The 23,915-nt window shown below is 63.4% G+C and carries 20 protein-coding genes and 3 pseudogenes; 11 read left to right on the forward strand and 12 right to left on the reverse strand.

Going from position 1 to position 23,915, the window contains the following annotated elements; all coding sequences use genetic code 11:
* Nucleotides 1–13 precede the first annotated feature (13 nt).
* Genes E1B25_RS01020 through E1B25_RS01030 form a run of 3 tightly spaced genes read right to left on the reverse strand, consistent with a single transcriptional unit; the run spans nt 14 to nt 1,923 of the window.
* Nucleotides 14–343 (reverse strand): sarcosine oxidase subunit delta, encoded by a 330-nt coding sequence (locus E1B25_RS01020; protein ID WP_132826822.1) that lies wholly within the window; start codon nt 341–343, stop codon nt 14–16.
* Between the two features lie 3 nt (nt 344–346).
* The gene (locus tag E1B25_RS01025; protein WP_132826823.1) at nt 347–679 is read right to left on the reverse strand and encodes a TfoX/Sxy family protein; all 333 of its coding nucleotides are present in this window, start codon (nt 677–679) and stop codon (nt 347–349) included.
* Nucleotides 679–1,923: a sarcosine oxidase subunit beta family protein gene (locus E1B25_RS01030; protein ID WP_132826824.1), complete on the reverse strand. Its 1,245-nt coding sequence runs from the start codon at nt 1,921–1,923 to the stop codon at nt 679–681. The genes E1B25_RS01025 and E1B25_RS01030 overlap by 1 nt, the downstream gene beginning before the upstream one ends.
* A 169-nt stretch (nt 1,924–2,092) precedes the next feature.
* Here E1B25_RS01030 and ccmI point away from each other — a divergent pair, with 169 nt between their 5' ends.
* From ccmI to E1B25_RS01045, 3 genes are read left to right on the forward strand one after another with little or no spacing between them, the layout of a single operon-like run.
* On the forward strand, nt 2,093–3,328 hold the full coding sequence (ccmI, locus tag E1B25_RS01035) for a c-type cytochrome biogenesis protein CcmI (protein ID WP_132826825.1): 1,236 nt from the start codon (nt 2,093–2,095) through the stop codon (nt 3,326–3,328).
* Entirely contained in the window at nt 3,325–3,807 is a 483-nt protein-coding gene (gene ruvX / locus E1B25_RS01040; protein WP_132826826.1) for a Holliday junction resolvase RuvX, read from the forward strand. The genes ccmI and ruvX overlap by 4 nt, the downstream gene beginning before the upstream one ends.
* A complete protein-coding gene (locus tag E1B25_RS01045; RefSeq protein WP_425358914.1) occupies nt 3,807–4,046 on the forward strand; it encodes a DUF1289 domain-containing protein in 240 nt (79 codons plus the stop codon). The genes ruvX and E1B25_RS01045 overlap by 1 nt, the downstream gene beginning before the upstream one ends.
* Before the next feature lie 179 nt (nt 4,047–4,225).
* Here the strand turns inward: E1B25_RS01045 and E1B25_RS01050 are convergent, their stop codons facing one another.
* Together E1B25_RS01050 and dusA are read right to left on the reverse strand one after the other, a co-directional pair.
* Nucleotides 4,226–5,050: a sulfite exporter TauE/SafE family protein gene (locus E1B25_RS01050; RefSeq protein ID WP_132827231.1), complete on the reverse strand. Its 825-nt coding sequence runs from the start codon at nt 5,048–5,050 to the stop codon at nt 4,226–4,228.
* A 122-nt stretch (nt 5,051–5,172) separates the two neighbouring features.
* A complete protein-coding gene (gene dusA / locus E1B25_RS01055) occupies nt 5,173–6,171 on the reverse strand; it encodes a tRNA dihydrouridine(20/20a) synthase DusA (RefSeq protein ID WP_132826828.1) in 999 nt (332 codons plus the stop codon).
* Nucleotides 6,172–6,421: 250 nt separating this feature from the next.
* On the opposite strand from dusA, the gene E1B25_RS22470 reads away from it, so the two are divergent.
* Nucleotides 6,422–7,591: a tyrosine-type recombinase/integrase gene (locus E1B25_RS22470; RefSeq protein WP_165937520.1), complete on the forward strand. Its 1,170-nt coding sequence runs from the start codon at nt 6,422–6,424 to the stop codon at nt 7,589–7,591.
* Between the two features lie 48 nt (nt 7,592–7,639).
* Here the strand turns inward: E1B25_RS22470 and E1B25_RS01065 are convergent, their stop codons facing one another.
* The 7 genes and pseudogenes from E1B25_RS01065 to E1B25_RS01095 all read right to left on the reverse strand — a co-directional run bounded on the left by E1B25_RS01065 (nt 7,640) and on the right by E1B25_RS01095 (nt 10,221).
* Entirely contained in the window at nt 7,640–7,948 is a 309-nt protein-coding gene (locus E1B25_RS01065; protein ID WP_132826830.1) for a hypothetical protein, read from the reverse strand.
* Nucleotides 7,949–8,019: 71 nt separating this feature from the next.
* Nucleotides 8,020–8,277 (reverse strand): annotated as a pseudogene (locus E1B25_RS01070) (IS66 family transposase); the annotation flags it as partial.
* A gap of 60 nt (nt 8,278–8,337) precedes the next feature.
* Complete coding sequence (gene tnpB / locus E1B25_RS01075; RefSeq protein ID WP_132826831.1) at nt 8,338–8,688, reverse strand: IS66 family insertion sequence element accessory protein TnpB; 351 nt, start codon at nt 8,686–8,688, stop codon at nt 8,338–8,340.
* Nucleotides 8,685–9,092 (reverse strand): IS66-like element accessory protein TnpA, encoded by a 408-nt coding sequence (gene tnpA / locus E1B25_RS01080; protein ID WP_132826832.1) that lies wholly within the window; start codon nt 9,090–9,092, stop codon nt 8,685–8,687. Before tnpA ends, tnpB begins: the two co-directional genes overlap by 4 nt.
* Before the next feature lie 47 nt (nt 9,093–9,139).
* Nucleotides 9,140–9,361: pseudogene (locus tag E1B25_RS01085) on the reverse strand (transposase); the annotation flags it as partial.
* Between the two features lie 191 nt (nt 9,362–9,552).
* The gene (locus E1B25_RS01090; protein WP_132826833.1) at nt 9,553–9,798 is read right to left on the reverse strand and encodes a hypothetical protein; all 246 of its coding nucleotides are present in this window, start codon (nt 9,796–9,798) and stop codon (nt 9,553–9,555) included.
* Between the two features lie 12 nt (nt 9,799–9,810).
* Nucleotides 9,811–10,221 carry a GFA family protein gene (locus E1B25_RS01095; RefSeq protein WP_132826834.1) on the reverse strand — a complete coding sequence of 137 codons (411 nt, stop codon included), beginning with the start codon at nt 10,219–10,221 and terminating at the stop codon, nt 9,811–9,813.
* Between the two features lie 232 nt (nt 10,222–10,453).
* Here E1B25_RS01095 and E1B25_RS01100 point away from each other — a divergent pair.
* From E1B25_RS01100 to E1B25_RS01130, 7 genes and pseudogenes are all read left to right on the forward strand, one after another.
* Nucleotides 10,454–10,712 (forward strand): annotated as a pseudogene (locus tag E1B25_RS01100) (transposase); the annotation flags it as partial.
* An 11-nt stretch (nt 10,713–10,723) separates the two neighbouring features.
* The gene (locus E1B25_RS01105; protein ID WP_245510576.1) at nt 10,724–11,878 is read left to right on the forward strand and encodes a helix-turn-helix transcriptional regulator; all 1,155 of its coding nucleotides are present in this window, start codon (nt 10,724–10,726) and stop codon (nt 11,876–11,878) included.
* Nucleotides 11,879–11,950: 72 nt separating this feature from the next.
* Nucleotides 11,951–14,545 (forward strand): PD-(D/E)XK nuclease family protein, encoded by a 2,595-nt coding sequence (locus tag E1B25_RS01110; RefSeq protein ID WP_132826836.1) that lies wholly within the window; start codon nt 11,951–11,953, stop codon nt 14,543–14,545.
* On the forward strand, nt 14,542–17,688 hold the full coding sequence (locus E1B25_RS01115) for a UvrD-helicase domain-containing protein (protein ID WP_132826837.1): 3,147 nt from the start codon (nt 14,542–14,544) through the stop codon (nt 17,686–17,688). The genes E1B25_RS01110 and E1B25_RS01115 overlap by 4 nt, the downstream gene beginning before the upstream one ends.
* On the forward strand, nt 17,595–18,857 hold the full coding sequence (locus E1B25_RS01120) for a DUF6361 family protein (protein ID WP_132826838.1): 1,263 nt from the start codon (nt 17,595–17,597) through the stop codon (nt 18,855–18,857). Before E1B25_RS01115 ends, E1B25_RS01120 begins: the two co-directional genes overlap by 94 nt.
* On the forward strand, nt 18,847–20,691 hold the full coding sequence (locus E1B25_RS01125; RefSeq protein ID WP_132826839.1) for a phospholipase D family protein: 1,845 nt from the start codon (nt 18,847–18,849) through the stop codon (nt 20,689–20,691). The genes E1B25_RS01120 and E1B25_RS01125 overlap by 11 nt, the downstream gene beginning before the upstream one ends.
* Nucleotides 20,684–23,866 (forward strand): helicase-related protein, encoded by a 3,183-nt coding sequence (locus tag E1B25_RS01130; protein ID WP_132826840.1) that lies wholly within the window; start codon nt 20,684–20,686, stop codon nt 23,864–23,866. The genes E1B25_RS01125 and E1B25_RS01130 overlap by 8 nt, the downstream gene beginning before the upstream one ends.
* Nucleotides 23,867–23,915 lie beyond the last annotated feature (49 nt).

The following is a 23,915-nucleotide window of genomic DNA, read 5'->3' on the forward strand; positions in this document are numbered from 1 at the left end:
ACAAGAAGAAGGGTCATGCGAAGTCCCTCCATGTCCAGCCGGGGCGTTTGGCGGTGATCGCCGCGCAGATCGCCTTTGGCGGCGTTGTGGTCTGGGCGGAATAGGTGCCGAACACCTCCAACGTTATGGTGCAGCGCGCGGCATGGAACCACTTGCCGCAGCCATTGGCATGGCGCCAGCGTTCGAAATGCACCCCCTTGGGGTTCTCGCGGGCGAAGATATAGTCGCGGAACTCCTCGTCCGAGGCACCGGGGCCGAAGCGTTTGACATGGGCCTCGCCGCCGGCGGCGAATTCGGTTTCCTCGGCGGTGACGCCGCAACAGGGACAGGTGAGGATCAGCATGGGCTATTCCTTTGGCGGCAGGCTGGCGGTGAACGCCAGCGCGATCTCGGTGAGTTTCAGGCGGGTGGCGTCCTCGGTAAAACCGTCCTCATCGAGGCGGACAAAGCCGCCCATCTGACGGCCCCCCATGACCATCGGGTCGGTGCCGGGCAGCGCTCGCGCCGTAGCCTCGTTCGGCTTGCCGACGCGATAAAACGCGCCATCCTTGCCAAGACCGGCGATCATGTTGCCATACAACAGCAGGCAGATGCCGCCGAACATCTTTTTCTCGGACAGGCCCGGTTCGACCCCCAGATCGGCGCGCATGGTTTCGGCCATGTGTTCAGAGTAGGCCATCAATGCGCCACCCCGGCCGCGACGCTCTCATCAATGAAGCGGCCTTCGGTGAAGCGGTCGAGCGAGAAGTCATCGGCCAGCGGCGCGTGGCCCTTGGCCATGAGTTCGGCAAAGGCCCAGCCAGAGCCGGGGATCGCCTTGAACCCGCCCGTGCCCCATCCGCAGTTGATGAAGATACCCTCTACCGGGGTTTTCGACAGGATCGGCGAGCGGTCCCCGGTCATGTCGACGATGCCGCCCCATTGCCGCAGCATCTTGAGCCGCGACACCATCGGGAAGGTTTCGATCAGCGCCGCCAGCGTGTGTTCAATATGGTGAAAGCTGCCGCGCTGGGTGTAGTTGTTGAAGCTGTCAGTGCCGCCGCCGATCACCATCTCGCCCTTGTCCGATTGCGACATATAGCCATGCACCGTGTTGGCCATGACCACCACGTCCATGCAGGGTTTGATCGGCTCTGACACCAATGCCTGCAGCGCCACGCTTTCGATTGGAAGGCGGAACCCCGCCATCTCGGCCAAGGCACCGGAATGGCCCGCGACCACCATCCCCAGTTTGCCACAATCGATGGCGCCCTTGCTGGTGTCGACGCCCACCACCTTGCCGCCCTCGCGGCGCACGCCGGTGACCTCGCATTGCTGGATGATGTCCATGCCCATGGCGGAACAGGCCCGGGCATAGCCCCAGGCCACCGCATCGTGGCGCGCGGTGCCGCCGCGCGCCTGCCACAGCCCGCCCAGAACCGGGTAACGCGGCCCGTCGATATTGATGATCGGCACCAGTTCCTTGACCCGCTGCGGCCCGACCCATTCGGTCTGAACCCCCTGTAGCGCGTTGGCATGCGCGGTGCGCTGATAGCCGCGAACCTCGGACTGGGTTTGCGCCAGCATCAGGCAGCCACGCGGCGAGAACATGACGTTATAGTTCAGATCCTGGCTCAGCCCTTCGTACAGCGCGCGGGCCTTTTCAAAGATCGCAGCCGAGGAATCCTGCAGATAGTTGGAGCGGATGATGGTGGTGTTGCGCCCGGTGTTGCCGCCGCCCAGCCAGCCCTTCTCCAGCACCGCCACATTGGTGATGCCGAAATTCTTGCCAAGGTAATAGGCGGTGGCAAGCCCATGCCCCCCCGCGCCCACGATCACGACGTCATACCGCGACTTCGGCTCGGGCGCGCGCCACGCCCGCCCCCAGCCGGTGTGATAGCTCAGAGCTTCGCGGGCGACGGCAAAGGCGGAGTATCGTTTCATGGGCGAATCCGTTCGGTTTGTCTGCTCTCTTCTATGCCCCCTAGCCAGAGACGGGCCATGACGCAATTCGCCGTTATAGGTCACAGTTGCGACATGTGAGCCCCAAGTGGCGATTTGCCCTTTTTTCAAGCGCTCCACGCCTATAGATCAGGTCGAAACGGGAGATCTCATGTCGTTCTGGATTATCACATCAGCAATGGCGGTGGCCGCGGCCGCGCTCTTGGTCTTGGCCCTGCTGCGCGCACGCGGGGGGGCCGGGCCTGCCGCCGCCTATGACCTGCGGGTCTATCGCGACCAACTCAAGGAAGTGGACCGCGATCTGGCGCGCGGCGTGATCGGCGAGGCCGATGCCGAACGGATCCGCGCCGAGGTCTCGCGCCGGATCCTGGCCGCCGATGCCGCCACCCACAAGACGCAGGGCGGATCGGGCCAACCGCAGGCGGCCACCGTGGTCACCGCGGTGGCGATGGCGGTTCTGGTGTTGGCCGGTTCGGCGCTGATCTATCGCAGTCTCGGGGCGCCGGGCTATGGCGATCTGGGCCTGAAACACCGGCTGGCCATGGCCGAAGAGGCGCGCCGCACCCGCCCCGACCAAAGCGCCGCCGAGGCCGGTCTGCCGACGCAACCGCCGCGCCAGATCGAAGAAAGCTACAAGGCGCTGATCGATCAGCTGCGCACCACGGTCGCCGCCCGCCCCGACGATGCCCAGGGCCACGATCTGCTGGCCCAGCACGAGGCCAACAGCGGCAACTTTCAAGCCGCCTATCAGGCCAAGGAACAGGTGCTGAAGATCAAGGGGAACGCGGCAAGCGCGCAGGATTTCTCGGATTATGCCGAGCTTTTGATCATGGCCGCCGGCGGCTATGTCTCGCCACAGGCCGAAGCCGCGCTGGCCGGCGCGCTGGAGCGCGACCGCAGCAACGGGCCGGCGCGCTATTACTGGGGGGCGATGATGGCCCAGACCGGGCGGTCCGACATCGCCTTTCGCATCTGGGAAGAAACCCTGCGGGCCGGGCCGCCCGACGCCTATTGGATCGAACCGATCCGCGCCCAGATCGAACAAATGGCCGCAACTGCCGGTATCGAGTATACCCTGTCCCCCGCTGCGGGCAGCGCGCCGATGCTGGCCGGGCCCAACTCCGACGATGTGGCGGCCGCCGCCGATATGACGGCCGAGGGGCGTCAGGACATGATCCGCGGCATGGTCGACCGGCTGTCGGAGCGGCTGGCCAGCGAGGGCGGCAGCCCCGCCGAATGGGCCCGTCTGATCGGGGCCTTGGGTGTGCTGGGCGACACCGAGCGCGCCAGCGCGATCTATGACGAGGCGAAACAGACCTTTGCCAAGGACGCCGCCGCGCTGCAACAGATCGAAGGCGCGGCGCAAAAGGCGGGGATCGGCGGGTGATTGTGAACGTGTTCGAGGACTTCGTCACCGCCCTGCCGCCGATGGTGGCGCTGATCGGGCTGGATCTGGGCGACAAGACCATCGGCGTCGCCGTCTCGGACCGCATCGGCGCGGCCGCGAGCCCGCTGGAAACCGTCTGGCGCAAGAAGTTCACCGTGGATGCGCAGCGGTTGCTGGAGATCATCAACGACCGCGAGGTGGGCGGCATCGTTCTGGGTCTGCCGCGCAACATGGACGGCAGCGAAGGCCCGCGCTGCCAGTCCACCCGCTCCTTTGCCCGCAACCTGTCCCGGCTCACCGACCTTCCGATCGGCTTCTGGGACGAGCGGCTTAGCTCTGTCGCCGCCGAACGCGCGCTGCTGGAGGCGGATACGTCTCGAAAGCGTCGCGCCGAGCGGATCGATAACGTGGCCGCCTCGTATATCCTGCAAGGGGCGCTGGATCGGATGCGTCACATGAAGACGGAAGGCGAACGGTGATGGAGCAGGTCTGGAGCCGCGACGAGATCGAGAGCCCCTGCGTCAAGATCTGTGTCGTGCATCCGCAAGAGCGGCTGTGCACCGGCTGTCTGCGCAGCCTTGACGAAATCGCCGCGTGGTCCCGCATGACAGCCGAGGAACGCCGCACCATCACGGCAAGCCTGCCAGAACGCGCCCCACGTCTGGCCCGACGCCGCGGCGGCCGCGCCGCCCGGCTGAAAGGCGGGGCGCAGGGCTGAGGGGCGGGGTGAGCCGAGGGGCTGACAGCAAAGCAGGAATGCCCAAAGTGGCGGCCCCTGCGGCGCCGCCTGCCTCCGGCGGGAGTATTTGAGCCAAGAAGAAGCCGGGGGTGCGCGCTTTGCCTTTGGCCCGGTCAGAAACTCAATCCCTTTTGCGCGCCGGACATGGACAGGCCGCGTTACCAGCCCAGCGCCTTGCGCAGCATGTTCAGCGCCACCAGCGTCAGAAAGACCGCAAAGATGCGCTTCAATGGCTTGGGGTCCATCGCATGCGCCAGCTTCACCCCCCATGGCGCGGTGGTCAAGGTCATGGCGATCACCACCAGAAAGGCGGGCAGATTCACCGCCCCCACGGAAAACGGCGGCCGGTTGGCCGGGTCGATGCTCAGCAGCATGAACCCAGCAACCGAGGGCACCGCGATGATCACGCCAAACCCGGCGGCGGTGGCCACGGCGCGGTGAATCGGGATGTTGTACAGGCTCATCAGCGGCACGCCGAAACTGCCGCCCCCGATCCCCATCAGCACCGAGAGAAAGCCAACGATGGGCGACACGATCGCGCGCCGAATCCCCTTGGGCATCTCTTCACCCAGCCGCCACTCGGATTTTCCGAACCCCAGATACAGCCCGATCACGATGCCGATCACCCCGAACAGCCCCTGCAACACGCTCGAGCGCAACGAGGCCACGACCAACACGCCCAGCACCGCCCCCATCGCGATGCCCGGGCCCCAGCTGCGCAGGATCGGCCAGACCACCGCACCCTTCTTGTTATGGCTCAGCACCGAGCGGACAGAGGTCACGATGATGGTCGCAAGTGAGGTCGCCAGACACATCTGCATAAGCTGCGGTCCACCATATCCAAGCGTCTGGAAGGCATAGAAAAAGGACGGCACCAGAACAATTCCGCCGCCAACCCCCAACAGCCCGGCCAGCACCCCGGCGAACCCGCCGATCACCATCAGCATCACCAGCATCTGTAACAACAGCGTCGTATCGGGCATCTGACCGGCCATCGGGCTCTCCTTCGTGATCTCACTTGATCCGCGCGCCGACTTACACCGTCGCCGGACCCTAGGCCAGCCCCCCTTGCCCGGCAGCTTCTGCTTGCTACTTCAGACTGTTATCAACCAGCAGCATCGCCTGCGGCCCCGGCCGCATCGATCCGCGCCAGCGCCTCTAGCACCAGATCGGGGCCGGCCCCGGGGCGCGTGCCCCCCTCCGACAACACCCGCCGCCAACCGCGCGCGCCGGGGCGCCCGGCAAACAGGCCCAGCATGTGCCGCGTCACCTGATGCAGCCGCCCGCCCGCCACCAGATGGGCTTCGATATAGGGCAGCATGTCCCGCGCCACCTGCATCGGATCGACGGCCTTGCCGGTGCCAAAGATCATCGGGTCCGCCGCAGCCAAAATATCGGCCGGCGTGTGATAGGCCGCCCGCCCGATCATGACCCCGTCAAGCCCGGCCTCCAAAAAGCCGCGCGCCTGCTCCAGCGACGCGATACCGCCGTTGATCGAAAGATGCAGATGCGGAAACTGCGCCTTCATCCGCATCACCAGATCATAGTCCAGCGGCGGAATGGTACGGTTGTCCTTTGGCGACAACCCTTGCAGCCAAGCCTTGCGCGCATGAATGGTAAAGCGATGGCATCCCGCCGCGGCCACCTGCGACAGGAACTCTGGCAAGATATCTTCCGGGCTCTGCTCGTCGACCCCGATGCGGCATTTCACCGTGATCTCCACATCCACCGCCGCGCGCATCGCCGCCACACAGTCGGCCACCAGCGGCGCCTGCGTCATCAGCACCGCGCCAAAGGCGCCTGATTGTACCCGGTCCGACGGGCAGCCGCAATTGAGGTTGATCTCGTCATACCCCGCAGCCGCGCCCAGCCGCGCCGCCTGCGCCAGTTCGACCGGGTCAGAGCCGCCCAGTTGCAAGGCGACCGGATGCTCCTGCGAATTATACTCAAGCAGATGCAGCGCCCCGCCCCGCACCAAGGCCGGCGCGGTCACCATCTCGGTATACAGCAGCGTCTCCCGGCTCAGCAGGCGATGGAAATAGCGACAGTGTCGATCCGTCCAGTCCATCATCGGCGCAACGGACAGACGGGGAGCATCAGTCATGCTGCGAATCCCTTGTTTCACTGGCTGGCCCTCCGTCGATGGCGGCTACGATTTGCGATCATTCGCCGCTATTCGCAACGATTTCGGCAGCCGGTGCTACAAATGTAGCACTCGGAGAGCGTCTTGTAGCACCGGTGCTCACAGACGTCACGCACCCACCTCTGGTGACGCTACCAAGATTTTTTCGCTCTCAGATTTCCGGGAAAAATCAGTCGAACCCATCGTCCTTCCCACAAGGAAAGGGCTGAAAATGGCAACCATCACGACACGAAACAAAACGAACGGCAAACCGAGCTTCACTGCCCAGGTGCGCATCAAGAAGAGCGGGAAGGTGATCTTCTCGAAATCGGAAACCTCTTCGCAGCGTAAGCTGGCGGAGAAGTGGGCCGCTCGCACTGAGAAATCCTGGCACGACGGGACCTTTTCGTTCGTTGCACCAGCCGGCACCTTCGCCGAACTGATCAAGCGCTACCGAATGGACATCGAAAAAGAAGTCGGAAAGACGATGATTCAATGCCTCCGGACCCTTGAGGGAATGGATGAGACTAAAGTTGGCTGCCACGAGGTTAATCCAACATTTCTCATTGATCTCGCACGTGTATTGAAAAAAGAGGGGCGGTGCGCCGCGACGGTAAACAATTACATGCAGCATCTATATGGCCTCTTCACCGTAGCAGAAACGGCTTACAAAATCCCATTGAAATACGAGGATATGCAAAGCGCGATGAGAACGCTGCGAAGGCTCAAGATCGTTGGCAAGGCCAACAAGCGCGACAGACGGCCAAAACTCCAAGAACTGAACGATCTGATGGAAGAGGCATTCGCTCGGTCTGCGAGAAGCAATGCAGCCCCGTTGCACAAGATCATTGCCTTCGCCATCGCGTCATCACGTAGACTATCGGAAATCACGAGAATTCGATGGGATGACGTGAACTATGCAGACAAGAAGGTCCTCGTTCGTGACATGAAACATCCGGGGCAGAAGAAAGGTAACGACGTTTGGGTTCTGCTCAGCGACGAAGCGCTCCAGATCATCATGTCAATGCCGAAAGTCGACGACAAAGTCTTCCCGTATGTATCTGACAGCCTGTCAACTGCATTTACTCGTCTCGTTGAACTTTTCGAGAACATTGAAGATCTACACTTTCACGATCTCCGGCACGAAGCGATATCTCGAGCCTTTGAGATGGGCTGGTCAGCGGCAAAAGTCCGAATGATGTCTGGTCATCGCTCCTGGTCATCCCTCGAGATTTACACCAATCTTGAGAAAATCGGAGACCGATTTGAAGGCTGGAAATGGTGGGATGTTGTATCTCAGCCAGAAACACAAGAGCGGGTTGATGCGCTCAAAAAGCGGCTCGCAGCACGGAAAGTTAAAACGGCGGCCTGTTCGACCAAAACGAAAAAGTCTACCAAGTAATAGCTTTGCAGAAAGGGCCCCGATTTTCGGATCGGGGCCCATGATGCTTCACCCAGGCAGCCGAGCCACGAAATCGGTCAGCCGTGCCCAATGCCACCTGAGAGGGGCCGCAAAGCGATCGTCGGGAACGCCAGCCGCCTCCAGAAGATCGCGGATCTCCCGCAGTGCCTTTCCGACACGCGCCGGATCGGGGCTTTGGCTGTCCAGCAGACGATCGGTCCCGAGATAGAGGTCCAGTCCTCGATCGCCCGCGATCCCTTCCAACAACTCAGAAAGGCTGTCGCCGTTGCGGCGCAGGAAATCCAGGATGTCCAGTGCAGCGAAAAGCGGGGCACCGCCATAAAGGGTCTTGTTCATAATGGTTTTCCTGGCACGAGGGGCCGACCAGCAGGCCGGACTTACACCCTGTGCCGTCAAGCACCGCCGGTATCCTCAGCGACCGTCGTTTCCAGTTCTTCAAGCTGTAGTTCCAGCTGATCGATCAACCGGGCGCGCCGTTCCGACGAGATGCCGTATTTGTCGCGACGCAGCTTGGCAATCTCAAGCTTGAGTTCCTGGATCATCGCTTCCGAACAGGACACGACGGCACGGGTCTGTGCCAGTTCGCTTTCCGCAACCTCTGCGCGGGCCTCCGCAACTGCCAGGGCGGTGCGTAATCTCGCAAGCTCGGAAGCGGTATTCGACATGGCGGATGTCTATCATCCGGGCTCGAGGAGCGCCAATAAAAACAGGCCCGATGGAACAATTTATCCAGCTTTTGCAGGACGTTGCGTCCAGCGAGGATTGCGCCATTCGATCCCCTCCAGAAGATAGCCCAGCTGTGCCGCAGAGATCTGCACCGCCTCGCCGGACCGGCTCACCGGCCAGATGAACTTGGCCGCCTCCAGGCGCTTCAGATACAGCGACATGCCCACGCCATCATGCCACAGGATCTTGACCAGATCGCCCTTGCGGCCCCGAAAGCAAAAGAGCTCGCCCGCATGGGGATCGCGGCCGAGCCCTTCTTGCACCTGCAGCGCCAGCGTGTTCATGCCCCGCCTCATGTCGGTGACGCCGCCCGCAATCCACACCTTCACGCCTGCCGGAAACGCGATCATTGCCGATCCACCACTGCCAGAATCCGGGCAAGCGCTTCGGGCTCCACACCTACCGGCACGATGAGCCGGCGCCCATTCGGCAAGCCTATCTCAACCTGACAGTCCGGAGGCGGACACGGATCAACCGGATTTGCTTGCGACGCGGGAGCTCCCTTTGCCACGGCCACCGGCGCGAACGACACCGGACGAGAAGACCCAAGCTCACCATTTCGATACTGCCGCCGCCAGGTGGTCAGGAGCGACCGGCAAATGCCATGCCGCCGCGCTGTGGCTGCTGCTTGTCGGTGGCCGATAAGGCTCTCCTCCACAATGCGCAGTTTATCATCATCTGACCAATACCGGCGGCGATCACCATCGGCTGCGGAAAGAATTTCGATTTGAGGGCGGTTATTAAAGTCGGACATAAGGCCGGACTTACCATCGGATCGATCCCGAGATCAGACGGCCGCCGCCGGATCCTTACGCAATAGCCGACCAACAGCATACGGATCAGAAGCTCGGGATCGACGGATGGCCGCCCCGTGTGGCTGTAGAACTCCGCGAGGTAGGCACGGATTTCGGTCAAATTAACAAAACGGTCGATGGAGCGCAGCAGGTGGTCCTGCGGGACGTGATCCTCAATTGAGAACTCGTAGAACAGTGCGCCTTGCGCCTCTTGCTTCGGTCCCAACATCGCAGTTCCCCCCACAGAATAAGGGAAATTGAATCAGCGACTGGCGCTCAAATCAACAAGAGTTTTTCAACGGAATACGCCCTTCCTGTCCGAGTGTTGTATTCGGCCGATTGTGTTGAAAAACTCTGATGCAGCGCGTTGGCTCCAAATTTGGTAGAACAAAATTCGTATTTGCTCAAATCTTAACAGCGTCACTGGGCGCACTCAGCATATCCGGGAACGATTTCCCACTTTTCCGAAGTTTGCAGATTCCGCAATGAGATTTTCAACAGAATCCGCCCAATGCGGACCTTGGGCGCGACCGTTGGCGCTGCGATGCAGCCTTCCGCAAGCGGCCGTTGGAGCAAGCGCAGCATTTCGGCTCGCTGGATGGCCGGAATGTGAACGAAGCCGACGGCCGCGTCCTTGTCGTCTGGCTGTTGTCCGAGATGCATCATCGGCTCGAACGTTCAGCCGGGAAGCCCGTCGATCCTTTCGATGGAGGCCAGGTCGTTGTCCCAGTTCGCGCGACTGGAACAGCAGATATGCGCGTTGGGTCGTATGTCGATCCGGCTGTCAAGCGACCCTGCCGGCACCACAAGCAAACCAACCTCCGGCTGGGAAACAGGCAGAGCGGACCCGCAGTCAGAGCAAAAGCTCTTCATGTGGCGAGAACCGGAAAGCCGGAATGTCCTGACGTTCTCCTCGCCTGTCACCCAGGTGATCCTCGCAGTGGAGGAAAACAGGTTTGCCGAATGGGCCGAACCGCTGTCCTTGCGGCAGCGGGCGCAGTGGCAGAGGAAGAGGCTCTGGAACTCTCCCGATATGCGGAATGTCACAGCGCCACACAGGCACTGTCCGGTGGCCGGATTGTCGTCCATTCACACTCCTCTCGACAGGCAATCCCCCTGCCGGCAGTCGAACGCATTTTCATCGATCCGTTGTATCCGCGTGTTGGATCACGGTCAAAAGGGACTCGAAGCTGCCTTGCGGGGCTACAGCGTCATGATCTTCCGCCTGGGCTGGGCCGGCGGAGTTGCGGGCGACTGCAGCCAGCCCTCCCACGACATTATGCCGGGCGCAGCATGCCACCGCCCCCGTCGCCCGAAGGGCCTGCAGCGGATGGCGGGCATTGATTGGCCGGTGCCCGATTTTTCCACCCTGTGTCGTCGGCAGAAGACACTGGCAGTTCAAATACCGTATCGCTGTGCTGGTGGGCCGCTCAACCTGCTCGTCCCCTCTCATCGCCGCAAGCGGCGACTGCCGGGCAACGGACAGCACCGGAATCAAATTCCTCGGCGACGGTGAATGGCAGGCCCGCAAGCATGGTGTTCAAGGGCGGCGTCAATGGCGCAAGATACATTTGGCTGTCCGTTCGGATTCTTGGAGGAGAAAAAAACTCTTCATTGCGGCGTTGTCCGGGGTACTTCCTTCCCTCCGAGCCTCGGTTTCGTTGACAAATCTATAATGCACCCCCAGCATGGCAAAATCTGTCACCTACATTTCGCAAAACCAGAAATTGAATCGCAGGGTAATTTTCGCATGTCTTATGCCAAAGCCGCCGATCTTCTGCGCGTTGCCGAGATGGCCATGTCCCGCTTCGACGGGATCTCGCTGCAGGATCTGACCGAGGAGTTCGGCTGCGATCATCGCACCGCGCAACGCATGATGCGGTCCTTCGAGACGGTCTTTCCCCAAGTCGACATCCGCGATGACGAGGACCGGCGGCGCCGATGGCATCTGCCCCGACACGACCCGCGTTGGTTGCAGGCCCAAGGCATCCGCGACAGCGAATTGGCCGCGCTGGAGCTGGCTGCGAAACGGGCCGAGCGCGATGGCGCCCCCGACGAGGCGCAACGCCTAAAGGTACTTCGCGACAGACTTCTGGCCGCCATGCCGTCAAGCTTGGCTCGCCGCACCGAGGCCGACGCCGAAGCGCTTCTTGAAGCGCAGGGCTTTGCCACGCGCCCCGGCCCGCGAGTCGAGCCAGAGAAGCGCTTACTCGGAGTACTTACCGAGGCCCTTCGTGCGCCCTTCACCGTTGAGGTCACCTACGTATCAGCGGATGGCAGCACGTCCGAGCGCCTACTGGAACCGTATGGCCTACTGCTGGGCATCCGGCGCTACCTTGTGGCGCGGCCCGTCGCGGGTAACAGCAGGATGCGCCGCTTCCGACTCGACCGCGTCCGCCAAGTCCGCATCATGGGCCATAGCTTTGCCCGCGATCCGGATTTCAACCTCGCCAGCTTTTCGGCGCAAGCTTTCGGCTCGTTCCACTCCGATGCGGAGTACAGCCCCGTCGCATGGCGCTTCTCGCCTTCCGCTGCAATTGTCGCACGCCAGTTCGTCTTTCACCCTGAGCAGGAGATGACGGATGAACCGGATGGCGCGCTTACCGTGAGGTTCACCGCCTCGGGCCATTTGGAGATGGCCTGGTACCTGTATCAATGGGGCGACCAAGTCGATGTTCTGGCCCCCGACGCCCTCCGGAAGATGGTCGCCCCGCATCGCCGCGCCGACTTCCCGGCCCTGCCATGACCCCGACAGTTTTTGCCACCCCGCGCTGCCACGTTGTGGCCGACGACCGTGAACGATTCGAAAAGGTATGCCATGCGCATCGATCCCCTGATGACACGCTCTCCGGCAACAGACGCGCTGCGCTACGTGACAGACGACCTGTTGGCCGATGTCTACCTTGCCCCACAAGTGCCGGATCCAAACCTCCTCAAGCATCTCGGCCCCGGCGCGCCTTGGTCCGAAAGCTTCACCGCCGCACCGGAGGAGACCGCGTTGGCGGTCAAGGCAGGACTGATGGGGCTTGCCCATGCCACGCCATTTCTCGATCCCTCGAACGTCGTGCCCGACACTCTGCCAGAGGGGCGTGCCCGCTCCCATTTGACCGCGCTGCGTGATCTGTGGTGCGACCTCGGCACCCTGCCCGGTCCGTTGAACACTTGGCGGCATGTCCTGCACGGCACTGCCTCGGACGCGCTGGAACCGTTGTCACTTGTGGACGACGGCTGCGCCTTTGCGTCCCCGGCCGAGACCGCGCTGGCCAGGGCCCTTCGCGCGCATCATGGCCGCGTGGATGCCATCGCGCCTCCGCCCTTGGCAATGGACGGAACGGCGCTGCGCCATCTTCAGGATCACCTCGGGCGCCGCTCAGACAAGGTCACGCCGGATTCGTCCGTCACCTGCCATGGTCTGCGAGACCCGCGCGAGGAGGCCGAATGCGCCGCCGCCATGGCGCAATCACAGATGGACGACGGCCGCGTGGATCACCCCGGCGAGATCGGCCTGCTGGCTCCGGACGGCCCCGCTTATTCGCTGGCCCTGCAAGAGGCCTTTGACCGGATCGGACTACCGCTATCCGGGTTACCCGCCCAATCGACACTACGTGACGGGCCGGGCGAAGTGCTGTCGCTTCTGCTGGTCCTTCTGAGCGGCCCGGCGCCGCGCACGGCGATGGCCTCCTTGTATGTCGCGCCCGGTATGCCCTGGCCGCCAGAAACCGGGCGCAAGATGGCTCGCGAAGTGATTGACCGGGGATGGTCGCGCACGGCTTCAAGCCTGACCGGCCCGGCGCGCGACATGTTGGACGCCCTGCGCCCCTGCAGCACCCCCGAACAGCTTTTTGCCCGGCTGGGCGCCATTGCCCGCGCCGCACCCGAAGCCAGGCTACACCCGCGTATTACAGCGCTTAAAGCCGTCACAGGCGAATCCGTCGACTGGCCGCTTCTGCGCCGCCTCGCCGCACCGAACCTCGTTCCTCCGGAAGGGCATGACCGCTTCGTCGAGGGCGTATCCCTGTTCACCGAGACCGCCCCACCTTGGCGTCCGGTGCGCCAGTTGATCGTGCTGGGCATGGCCGGGCGACACTGGCCCCGTCTGCCGGGATCGGACCCGTTCTTCATCGAGGGCGAAATTGCAATGATCCGCGACAGCGGCCTGCAACTGGAGGGGCGCCAGCAGAGGCTCGCCCGAGGGCTGGAACTCTTCCGCCGTCAGCTGAGCGCCGCGACCGAGGGGTTGACGCTGCTTGTCCCGGCGCTGGATCTGCGCGGGGAACGGCTGTCTCCCTCGACCGGTCTGGCACTGATAGCGCATATGCTGGGCGCCGAGGAACCCGCCGACCTGATCCAAGACCTGCGCTCGGCCCCGCCCAGGGAATTACCCGTGACAACCACCCGCCCCGACCCTGTCCCGCTTGGCGGCGCGCCTGCCCTGCCGGAAAGCGGCATACTCCACATCCAGCGCGGGCCTGGCACCAGCGAACGGCCCGGCGTCGACTTGCTGCGACTGCGCGAGACGCCGGACGGCACACCGCTACCGCATTCTCCGTCGCGGCTGGAAACATTGCTGATCAGCCCTCTCGGCTGGCTGTTGGATGAACTCGGCGCAAAGGACCTCGGCTGGGCACCCGAGACTCTGGACGTGATGACCCTTGGCACGCTAATGCACCAGGTGCTCGAAGATGTCTTTGCCGAAGGCGCCCCGATACCGGACGAAAGTACGCTCGTGGGCACTGTTCCCGACGCGCTCGACACGGCGATCCACCGTCATGCCGGCTGGCTGACCAATGCCGCCTGGGCCACGGAACGCCGCAGCCTGTTATGCGAAGCCCGCGACATCTGCACCGCCTGGGCGGGATTCTTGCGCGAAACCGGCGCCGAGATCCTGCACAACGAGATCCCCCTTGCGGGCGAGCGCAGTGGCCTGCTGCTGCATGGCAAAGCAGACTGCCTGCTGAAGCTGCCCGACGGGCGCATCCTCGTGGTTGATCACAAACGCTCAAGCGCGGGAGGCCGGCGCAACCGCATGGCCAAGGGCTGGGACCTTCAGGTCGCGCTTTACCGCGCCATGCTGGAACGCCCCACGGAGGAAACCGCGCTGACCCGGCTGGTCGCAAGCGGAGCGCAGGTCATCACCGCTTACCACATGCTGCGCGACGGGACAGTCCTATCGGATGCGCAGGGCGGCGACGTACCGAGAGTCGAAACCGCAGGCGAAGACGCATCGGTAAACGCGATGGACCACCTCACGCAGGTTCTGGCCGAGGTCGGCGCAGGCACTATCCGCCTGAACCGTGCCGGCGACGCCATGGCCTTCGACAAAGAGCGCGGGATCAAGGCCTACGCCCTGGACAACCCGCTGGTGGCGGCCTTCAGCCTGCCGGAAACTCAAGCAGAGGAGGACGTGGAATGACGCAACTGTCCCTTGTGCCCGCCGGGGCCGGTGCTGGCAAAACCTATCACATCCAGAAGACGCTCGGGGCTTGGGTCGAAAGCGGGGAAGTCGCCCCGGGTCGCATCCTCGCCGTGACATTCACCGAGGCGGCCGCCGCCGAAATGCGCGACCGCGTGCGCGGCGAGTTGATGGCACGCGACCGCCTGACTGACGCGCTCGAAATCGACCGCGCCTACATGGGAACCATCCATGCACTGGGGCAGCGGCTGCTGACGGAACATGCCTTCGCCACCGGGCGTTCTCCTGAAAGCCGCCTGCTGAGCGAACCGGAACGCGACCTTCTGATTCGGCTCGAGATGGCGCACTGCGACGCGCTCGCGCCCCTGATGGAGGACCTCGGGCGCTTTGGCTACAGTTGGAACCATGCGGCCCAGACCAGCGCGGAGTACGGATTTCGCGCCGATGTCCTGCGAACAGTCGACTTGATCCGTAGCCTTGGCACGCATGGGCAGTCGCCGGACATACTGGAACCCGCTCTGGCGGCCCTGACCGAAGGTTACGGTCCTGTCGAGCCCGATGGCGACGCCCTGACGACGGCTTTGCACCGGGCAATACGCGCCCTTCAGGACGCCTTCCCGGGCAATCTGGCGCCCTCATTCGAAGGCAATGCCTCCGCCGTAAAAACGTTCTCCGAAAACCATAGGGACCTGCGCCGCGCCGCGAGGGAGAATGCGCTCAGGCGTGATTGGAAGCTATGGCAGAAATTGCGCAACCTGCGGCTATCAAAACGCGGGGCGCCCACGCCCGAAGGCTACGACACCCTCGCTCAAGCTGTCATGGACGCTGCGAATGCCCTGCCCCGTCATCCCGGCCCTCTTTCAGATGTCTGCGCGCGTTTGAGCGCACTTGTCACCGGCGCGCAGCAGGTACTGGAAGCCTACCAAACCGCCAAACGCCGCGCCGGACTGATCGACTATGCCGACATGATCGCCGAGTCCGAAACCCTGATACGCACCCGCCCCGACATCTTGCGGGCTGCGCTCGGAGAGATCGACTGCGTCGTAATCGACGAATTTCAGGACACCAACCCAGTGCAATTCGCCTTACTCTGGCGGCTGGCGCGGGGGGCGAAGCGGGCGCTGATCGTGGGCGACACCAAGCAATCCATCATGGGGTTCCAGGGCGCCGATCCGCGCCTGTCCGAGGCATTGCAGGCCGCTCATCCACACACCGTCACGCCGCTTGACCGCAACTGGCGCTCCGAGGCCCGGATCATGGACATGGTCAATGCACTCGGCCCGACGCTATTCGACAGCTACGATCCCTTGGCCCCGCAGCCGCGCGCGGTAACGGGGGAGACCGCGCTCGAGGTGCTGCACCTTCCCGGGGGGCGCAAGGACACCACGGCCGCGTGCATTGCAAACCGGGTGGCCGATATCCTCGAGGCCAAGACGCAGGTCTTTGACAAGACCCAAAAGAAGATGCGCCCGGCCCGGCCAAGCGACATTGCCGTACTAACCTATACCCATGCCAAGGCCAGCGCCGCTGCCGCCGCTCTCGAAGCGCACGGCCTGCCCGTGCGCATCCAGCAGGACGGTTGGCTGACCGCACCCGCGATGCGGGCCGCGCGCGCAGCGCTGGCGTGCGCGGCCGATCTGGAGGACACCCACGCCGCGCTGACATGGCTGACCCTTGGGCCGCCCCGCGTTCCACTGGAAGACGCGCTTCGCAACACCATCGACGGGGTACTGAAAACACATGTCTCGCTCAAGCCTCTGCGTGCCCTGAACGACGGGATCGAAACCCGCCCCGTGGCCGAGACCCTGGCCGCAGTCCTGCACACAACCGGCATTCGCGACTGGGCCGCAGGGCTGGCGCACCCGTCACAGGCGCTCGCAGATCTTGCACGCTTCGAGGCCGAGGCCCAGGAGTTCGACACCATGGCGCAGGACTTGCGCGCCGCCGCCGGCTTCCATGGTGCCGGGGCGCAGGTTTTCCTCGGCTGGATCGCACATCAATCCGCCAAGGAATGGGACCGCCATCCAGACCCGGATGGCTGGTCCTCCTCGGGGATCGAAATTTGCACATGGCATGCCGCCAAAGGCCGCGAATGGCCAATCACTGTCGTCGCGGGGTTGGACCAGAAGATTGCAGAACGCCCCGGCACACTGCGGGCCGAATTCGACGGTTTCGATGACCTCGATAACGTACTTGAGCACGCAGGACTGGGCTACTTGCCCGCCTTCGTCGCTCCGGAATCGCAGGAACCGTTCACCGACGCCCGCCGCCCCGAGGACGAACGCGACGCAGCCCGCAAGCTCTACGTTGCGCTGACCCGTGCGCGCGATCAGCTCATCCTCGTCATACCACGCCCGCCCAGAAACACGCCGGAGCACCCCAAGACGATGGTCGATCTGCTGCGCGACCGCGCCGGTTTCGAGACCGACACAGCAACACTCACGGTTGCGGGGCAGTCCTTTGCCGCAGGTATTTCAGACGGCATACCGGAGGAACCGGCAACACCCGAGGCAGTCACCACCGAGACGCGGTTTCGCTTCGGCACCCCACGCGACTTGCCTGACACCGCGCGCACGCCATGGCGGCGCAGTCCGTCGACGCGCGTGGATCCTGAACCAGCACCCGCTGCATCGCTCGAGACCTTCAATCTCGTAAAAGGCGTCGTCGAGACCCGCACCACCAGCGCCACCAAGCGCGGCACCGCATGGCACCTGGCCTTCCGCGTCTTGGCTGAACGCCCTGATCTGACCGACCGGATCACTGCCGCCACCGGCCTCCCGGAAGAAACCATCGTCCAGATCGCCGCCCAGGCGCAGGCCCTGACCAGATGGCTTGCTGACCGGGGTTATGACAGGCTGCACTTCGAACTTCCCTTACAAGAGATCGCGGCCGGTGGGTCGGAAACCAATGCCATCGTCGACTGCCTTGCCGAAGGACCGCACGGGCTATTGATCGTCGACCACAAGTCCGGCCCCTGCCCAGATCCTGCCACGCGCTTTGCCAGCTACCAGCCCCAGCTGAAAGCATATGCCGACATGGCCCACAGAAAATGGCCCGACAAACCTGTCACCGGCACCGCAATCCTCTGGATGAGCGAAGGCAAGCTGAGCCTCGCCCACGCATCGATTACGGAGTCCGCCTGATGTCGTTTCTCGCATGGATCGATTTTGACCAGGCTGATCGGGACCGAACACGGCGGATCATGGATCTCTTCGGCCAGGAAGACAGCCGCGACGAGCTGGGGCTCGGATCGGTGCGCGATGCCCTGGCGGACCTGATGTTCCCGGGCACCTCGACGATCCAGACCCGGTTGCGCTACATGCTTTTCGTGCCTTGGGTCTACCAGTTGGCTGGGGCGCAAAGAGGTGTGGCCAACGCCCGCCGGGACCTGGCTCGCGCGCTGGAGATCCGCCTCATCGACACCCTGGTACGCGGCGGGGAAACGCAGAATGTCATCGGCAGCGCCGCGAGGGAAAAACTGAAGCGTCTGCCCAGCGACGTCTATTGGGCCGGTCTGCTGACCCTCGGCATCCGCCGTTTTCAGGGCAGTCGAAACGCCTGTCTGGAGGCCACGCCGGGCGAAGCCGCCAAGCTCTGGGCCGCCGGGTTGCCCCAGGCACCGAACGGCTTCCTGTCGTCCCCTGACAGCACTGCAGATTTCCAGTTGACCAAGGAAGAGTCGGGTTTTCTACGCGACCGCCTTGCGCAGGAATCGCCGGAGAGCCTGTTCACATGGCTCACGCGCCAGACAAGCGCCGCCAATTGCGACATGATCTGGCAGCATCCGGCGCGCGCGGACTGGCCGGACCAGATCAGGATCGTGGTCGATCATGCCGAGCGGTTTTCCGGGCTGATGCACGGCGCCTCGCTGCTCTACAATCTGATGCTGTCAGAAAAGGCCGCGCAGATGCAGGTCATGGAGAACAGCAGTTGGCATGAACGAGTCGCGACTTATACTGCGAAATTGGATGAGTGGGCGCAGAAAACCCCGACGCATTTGTTCGAAGGTTGGGACTTGGCCGACCTCTGGATGCTGTCGCAAGGCACGATACACGACGTCAAACCGCACAGTCGTCGGTTCATCGAAATCTGGCGCGATATCGTGGTGGAAAGCCAAGGGAACGTTCGGGAAAAAGCCGCCGCCCGCGCCTTGGTTCGCGACCGCGAGATGCGCCTGAAAGGCCCTAAATCCCGGTTTCGCAATGACGGAGCTTTGATGCGTTGGAGCGGGGCGTCAGGGACGGTGCCGCTAAATTTCCGCTGGAAACCTGTCGTCGCAAACCACGTGAAGGATCTTGTCGATGCGGGATAACGCGGCACTCGATCCGGAAAACCGGGCGCTCTATTCGGAAATCCTGCGCGCACCGGCGGGCTATGACCTCGATGCGGCGTTGGCGACGACCTACACGCTGGACTTCGAGACTGCGCTGGTGGTTCCCGCGACATTGGCCTTTCACGCGGCGGAAAACCGGCAGGAAACGCTCGAAACCCCGCTGGCGCTGCTCGAGGGGTTGGAACGGCTCTCTGCACGCATTGCCATTTTCTGCGAGGCCGGGCGGATCAAGGCCGTGCCGAAGGGGGCGAACCGGCTAACCGCCCTTCTGGAAGACACCATCACCGAGGTCACCGCGCCGCGCGGCGGTGCCTTTCACCCTAAGCTCTGGCTCTTGCGCTTCGTGCCGATCGGCGGGCATGGGGCGCCGCGGCTCAGGCTGGCGCTGTTGTCGCGCAACCTGACCACCGATGCGTCCTGGGACCTGTCGCTGTCGCTGGACGGCACGGTCGGCGGCGCCATCCACGACCAGAACGCGCCGTTGGTCGATCTGGTCGGCGCCCTGCCCGGCCTGGCCTCGGGACGACCGACACCGGATCATGTGGCCACCATGGTGGCTGCGCTGGCCGAGGATCTGTCGCGCGCGGCGTGGGAGCATCCCGAGCATATTCGCAGGATCGGCTTCGCGGTCAACGGTCTGACCGACCAGGTCTGGCGTCCGCAGATCGGCCGCACTCTGGGCGTCGTATCCCCGTTCGTGACGGATGGCGCCCTGCAAGCGCTCTGCCGCGGCGTCGATCCCGCGTCGGCCACCCTCGTGAGCCGGGGCGAGGAACTGGCGCTGCTGGCCTCGGAAACCCTGACCCGGTTCGGAAGAACGCTTGTCCTCGACGAGATGGCCGAAACCGAGGACGGAGAAGAAAGCGAGCAGCCGTCGCGTGGCCCGGTCCCGGCGCGCGGGCTGCATGCCAAGGCGTTCATCACGGAGCGGTATTCAAGCACCGAGATCACCATAGGATCGGGGAACGCGACCGCGCCGGCCCTGATCGGCGGTCAGAATGTCGAGGTTTTCGCGACTTTGTCCGGCTACACCAGCCAACTCGGTACGGTGGAGGCGCAGTTGGCGCCGGAACGGCTGGGCCGGTTCCTGCGGGAATTTGTGCCCTATGCGCCCGTCACGTCGCCGCAGGAGGACGCCGCCGAACACCGCCTGGAACAGGTCCACCGCGCCCTTGCCGCCACAAGGCTTGTGCTGCGCTGCGAGGCGGATGAGGACGGTCGCATCCAGCTTCATCTCTCCGCGGCGGATCAGGTGACCCTCCCGGACAACATGAGCCTGCGGATATGGCCCGTCGTCGCGGGGATCGAGCACGGGATCAACGTGACGGTTCTGAATGCGCAGGAACAGCTTCTGGCCCGCCTTGCGCTCCGCGATGTGACGCGGTGGGTCGGCGTCAGGCTGCGTGACGAGACGACCGGACTGGAGCAGCATTTCACCCTCGGCACCGAATTGACCGACCTGCCCGAGGCCCGCACCGCCGAGATCCTCCGCGCGCTGATCGAAAACCGCGACGCCTTTCTGCGCTACATCCGCCTGCTTCTGGGGGATGTGTCCGAAGCCGCCAAGGCCCTCTTCGCGGCCGGTCAAGGCGGCAGCCACTCGGGCGTGTTCGGCAACAACAAAGATACACCCATCCTGGAAGACATGGTGCGGGCGCTTTCGGGCGATGGGCGACAATTGCGCGACATCGAACGGCTGGTGACACGCCTCAGCGACCCTGACACCGGCCAAAGCGAGGTCATTCCCGAAGAGTTCCTGCAGTTGTGGGAGACCTTTCGCTCGGTGATCCGCGAGGACAGACGCCATGGATGATCGTTTCAACGCGGAGGACGCGCTGCGTCCGCTCAAAGCGTTTCAGCGCAAGACGGTCGACTATGTCTCGAAACGACTGCTGAGCGCCCCCGACGCCGTGCGCCATTTCCTGGTCGCGGACGAGGTCGGGCTTGGCAAGACGATGGTGGCGCGCGGCGTGATCGCGCGCACCATCGAGGCGCTGCAAGACCGTGTGCCGCGGATCGACATCGTCTACATCTGCTCGAACGGCGCGATTGCGAAACAGAATGTGGCGCGGCTGAATGTCCTGGGCGGCGAGCGCACGCGCGTCCTGCCCACGCGGTTGACCATGCTGGCCATCGAGTTGGGACGCGCCGGCGGGATCAAGCGCAAAGGGGTGAATTTCTTCAGCCTCACGCCCGGCACATCTCTCGACCTGCAACAGGGCGGCGGCATGAAGGCGGAACGCGCGCTTATCCTGCGGCTCATTTGGGATCAACTGGAAGACCGACGCGCCGTTGCGAAGATGCTGCAAGGCTATGCCGGAGCGCCGGGCTGGCGCGGCACTCGGGATTGGGTCGACAGACAGCGGGTCGAACCCCAGATCGTGGAACGGTTCCAGAAAGCCGTCTCTGCCCGCCCCGACCTATTGCAGGACCTCGAGGACTGCGCCCAGTGCTACAAGGGCTTGCGGGGGAACGACCGGGACCTGAACCGCAGGCGCGAAGCGATCGTCGGTCAGCTTCGCACGATCCTCGCCCGGGAAAGCGCCGAGGCACTGGAGCCCGATCTCATCGTCCTTGACGAATTCCAGCGTTTCACCGAGCTTCTGCATGGCGAGGGCGAGGCCGCGGATCTCGCGCGCAAGCTCTTTGACGCTATCGATCCGGACGGGAACCAGTCCAAGGTCCTCCTGCTGTCTGCCACCCCTTACCGGATGTTGTCCCTGCGCGACGACGAGGCGGACGCAGGCGACCACTATCGAGAGTTTCTCGATGTCCTGAGCTTCCTGTTCGGCGAACAGGGACCATCCGTCCGAGCCGAGCTTGAACTGGAGATGCGCCGCTATCGGCTGGCCATGCAGAGCCTTCCCGGCAGCTTCGATGACGCGCGCGCCATCAAGACCGGGATCGAAGGCACGCTGAAAAGAGTCATCGCCAGAACGGAACGCGTGTCCGAGACAGCCGAGCGCGACGCGATGATGCGCGACATCGACGTTCCGGTCACTGTGGAACCGGCCGATCTGATCGAGGCGCGTGCCGTCGCGCGCGTGGCCGAGGCCGCCGATGCCCCGGGCACGGTGGAATACTGGAAATCCGCCCCCTACCTGCTCAGCTTCCTGCGCGACTACAATCTGGGTCAGCGGCTGGACCACCTCAAGGATGCGCCGGGACAGGCGCTTTTGGATGCCATCAAGGCCGCCGACAGCGCCCAGATCGACACCGATGCCATCGAAGCCTATCGCCTGATCCCGGAGAACAACGGCCGGATGCGTGCGCTGAAGGATATCGCATTCAACGACGACATGGCGAAACGCCTCTGGATGCCGCCCAGCCTACCCTATTTCGGCCCTCGCGTAACCGCGAGCAAACTTCTGATCTTCTCGCAATGGACGATGGTTCCGGACGCAATCGCCGCGCTCCTGTCCTACGAAAGCGAGCGAGAGATGGAGATGGGCCAGACTGGGCGGAGCTATACGGCCCGGCACCCTCAATTGCTGAATTTCCGGCGCAATAAGGAGCGGCTGACTGGCTTGCGTGCGCTACCGCTGGTCATACCGTCTCCCACCTTGGCCGCCGCAGTTGACCCGCTTGAGATCTTTCGAACCGCTGGCCCTCTGTCCAGTGTTTCTGACATGCGCGCGCGCGCCGGCGCTCTGTTGCGCGATCTGGCGTCATCCATTGAGCCACGCCTGCGCCCAGTGCAACGTGGAGGAAACCTGACCCGCGGGCAAGACACCGAAGCGGAGCCGGCTGACGAAGGAACCGAACGCGCGATGACATGGGATTGGGCCTGTGCCGCCGCCCTGGACGTCGGTTCGGTGGCCTTCGACAAATGGCTGGCCGCAGGCAATATTCTGACGGACGTCCTTCGAGAGGACGGTCAGGACGCGTGGCACGAACATCTCAATGCTCTCAGCGAAGCCGCCCGCAGCGACTTGCTGCATGGGCAGCCCGATCCTGAGCGTCTGCTTGACCACCTGACGGACCTTGCGTTGGGTAGCCCCGCGACCTGCGCACTTCGGGCCCTTCATCGCGTGGCACCCGAACTTGATCTCAACGATCCGGCCATGCTGAACGCTGCGACGCGCATCGGAATGGCCTTCCGTGGCCTTTTCAACCAACCGGAAAGCTTGGCCCTGCTGCGGACCGGCCCCGAGGAATTCTATTGGCAGTCGGTTCTTCACCATTGCGTCGATCATGATTTGCAGTCCGTGCTTGACGAATATGTACACGTCTTGCTGGAGTCCGAAGGACTGATGGACACGGATCAGCCCCATGCCGTCTCCGTCCTTTCGCAAACCATTGACGAGGTGCTATCGCTCAAGCCGGCACAGATCGAAATCAAGCGGTATCGCGTGAAGGGGGAACGCCTGGAAATCTCTTCCGCCTTGAGAATGCGAGGTCGGTTCGCGACCAGACTGCTGCAACAAGCCCAAGAAGAAGGTGCACAGCGGACGGACACGGTCCGGACTGCATTCAACTCCCCGTTTCGGCCCTTTGTTCTCGCTTCGACATCTGTCGGGCAGGAGGGTCTCGATTTTCATCCCTACTGCCACAGGCTCGTGCACTGGAACCTCCCGTCCAATCCCGTCGATCTCGAACAACGTGAAGGCCGCGTCCATCGCTACAAGAACCATGCGGTGCGGTTGAACCTCGCCACCAATTTCGAGAGCGCGCTGAAAAATGGCCCTCGGATCGATGATCCCTGGCGTGCCATGTTTCAGACCGCTCACGCAGAAGCAAAACGGCCGGGTGACATTGAACCATTCTGGATGCTCGACGGCGAAACGCGAATCGAACGATATGCGCTTTCCTTACCGTTCAGCCGCGAAGCCGCGCTCCTCGATTGGCTAAAACGCTCGGTCGCGCTTTACCGACTGGCTTTTGGCCAACCACGCCAAGATGACCTGATGTCATTTCTTGAAGGCCTCGACAAAAGACATGGAGATATCGATCTCTCCGCACTTCAAATCAGTCTTCGACCGGTCTGATTTGGCCTTTCGAAGCTCCATGCACTTTTTTCCGTCTCTCCGAGGAGAC

This window comes from Antarcticimicrobium sediminis (assembly GCF_004348975.1).
GTDB classification, from domain to species: Bacteria; Pseudomonadota; Alphaproteobacteria; order Rhodobacterales; family Rhodobacteraceae; genus Antarcticimicrobium; species Antarcticimicrobium sediminis.

Bases quoted from the DNA above. Each gene is read 5' to 3' on its own strand.
- E1B25_RS01020 (WP_132826822.1), bottom strand. From the start codon at position 343: ATGCTGATCCTCACCTGTCCCTGTTGCGGCGTCACCGCCGAGGAAACC.
- E1B25_RS01025 (WP_132826823.1), bottom strand. From the start codon at position 679: ATGGCCTACTCTGAACACATGGCCGAAACCATGCGCGCCGATCTGGGG.
- E1B25_RS01030 (WP_132826824.1), bottom strand. From the start codon at position 1,923: ATGAAACGATACTCCGCCTTTGCCGTCGCCCGCGAAGCTCTGAGCTAT.
- ccmI (WP_132826825.1), top strand. From the start codon at position 2,093: ATGTCGTTCTGGATTATCACATCAGCAATGGCGGTGGCCGCGGCCGCG.
- E1B25_RS01045 (WP_425358914.1), top strand. From the start codon at position 3,807: ATGGAGCAGGTCTGGAGCCGCGACGAGATCGAGAGCCCCTGCGTCAAG.
- E1B25_RS01050 (WP_132827231.1), bottom strand. From the start codon at position 5,050: ATGCCCGATACGACGCTGTTGTTACAGATGCTGGTGATGCTGATGGTG.
- dusA (WP_132826828.1), bottom strand. From the start codon at position 6,171: ATGACTGATGCTCCCCGTCTGTCCGTTGCGCCGATGATGGACTGGACG.
- E1B25_RS22470 (WP_165937520.1), top strand. From the start codon at position 6,422: ATGGCAACCATCACGACACGAAACAAAACGAACGGCAAACCGAGCTTC.
- E1B25_RS01065 (WP_132826830.1), bottom strand. From the start codon at position 7,948: ATGAACAAGACCCTTTATGGCGGTGCCCCGCTTTTCGCTGCACTGGAC.
- tnpB (WP_132826831.1), bottom strand. From the start codon at position 8,688: ATGATCGCGTTTCCGGCAGGCGTGAAGGTGTGGATTGCGGGCGGCGTC.
- tnpA (WP_132826832.1), bottom strand. From the start codon at position 9,092: ATGTCCGACTTTAATAACCGCCCTCAAATCGAAATTCTTTCCGCAGCC.
- E1B25_RS01090 (WP_132826833.1), bottom strand. From the start codon at position 9,798: ATGATGCATCTCGGACAACAGCCAGACGACAAGGACGCGGCCGTCGGC.
- E1B25_RS01095 (WP_132826834.1), bottom strand. From the start codon at position 10,221: ATGGACGACAATCCGGCCACCGGACAGTGCCTGTGTGGCGCTGTGACA.
- E1B25_RS01110 (WP_132826836.1), top strand. From the start codon at position 11,951: ATGCGCATCGATCCCCTGATGACACGCTCTCCGGCAACAGACGCGCTG.
- E1B25_RS01115 (WP_132826837.1), top strand. From the start codon at position 14,542: ATGACGCAACTGTCCCTTGTGCCCGCCGGGGCCGGTGCTGGCAAAACC.
- E1B25_RS01120 (WP_132826838.1), top strand. From the start codon at position 17,595: ATGGCCCGACAAACCTGTCACCGGCACCGCAATCCTCTGGATGAGCGA.
- E1B25_RS01125 (WP_132826839.1), top strand. From the start codon at position 18,847: ATGCGGGATAACGCGGCACTCGATCCGGAAAACCGGGCGCTCTATTCG.
- E1B25_RS01130 (WP_132826840.1), top strand. From the start codon at position 20,684: ATGGATGATCGTTTCAACGCGGAGGACGCGCTGCGTCCGCTCAAAGCG.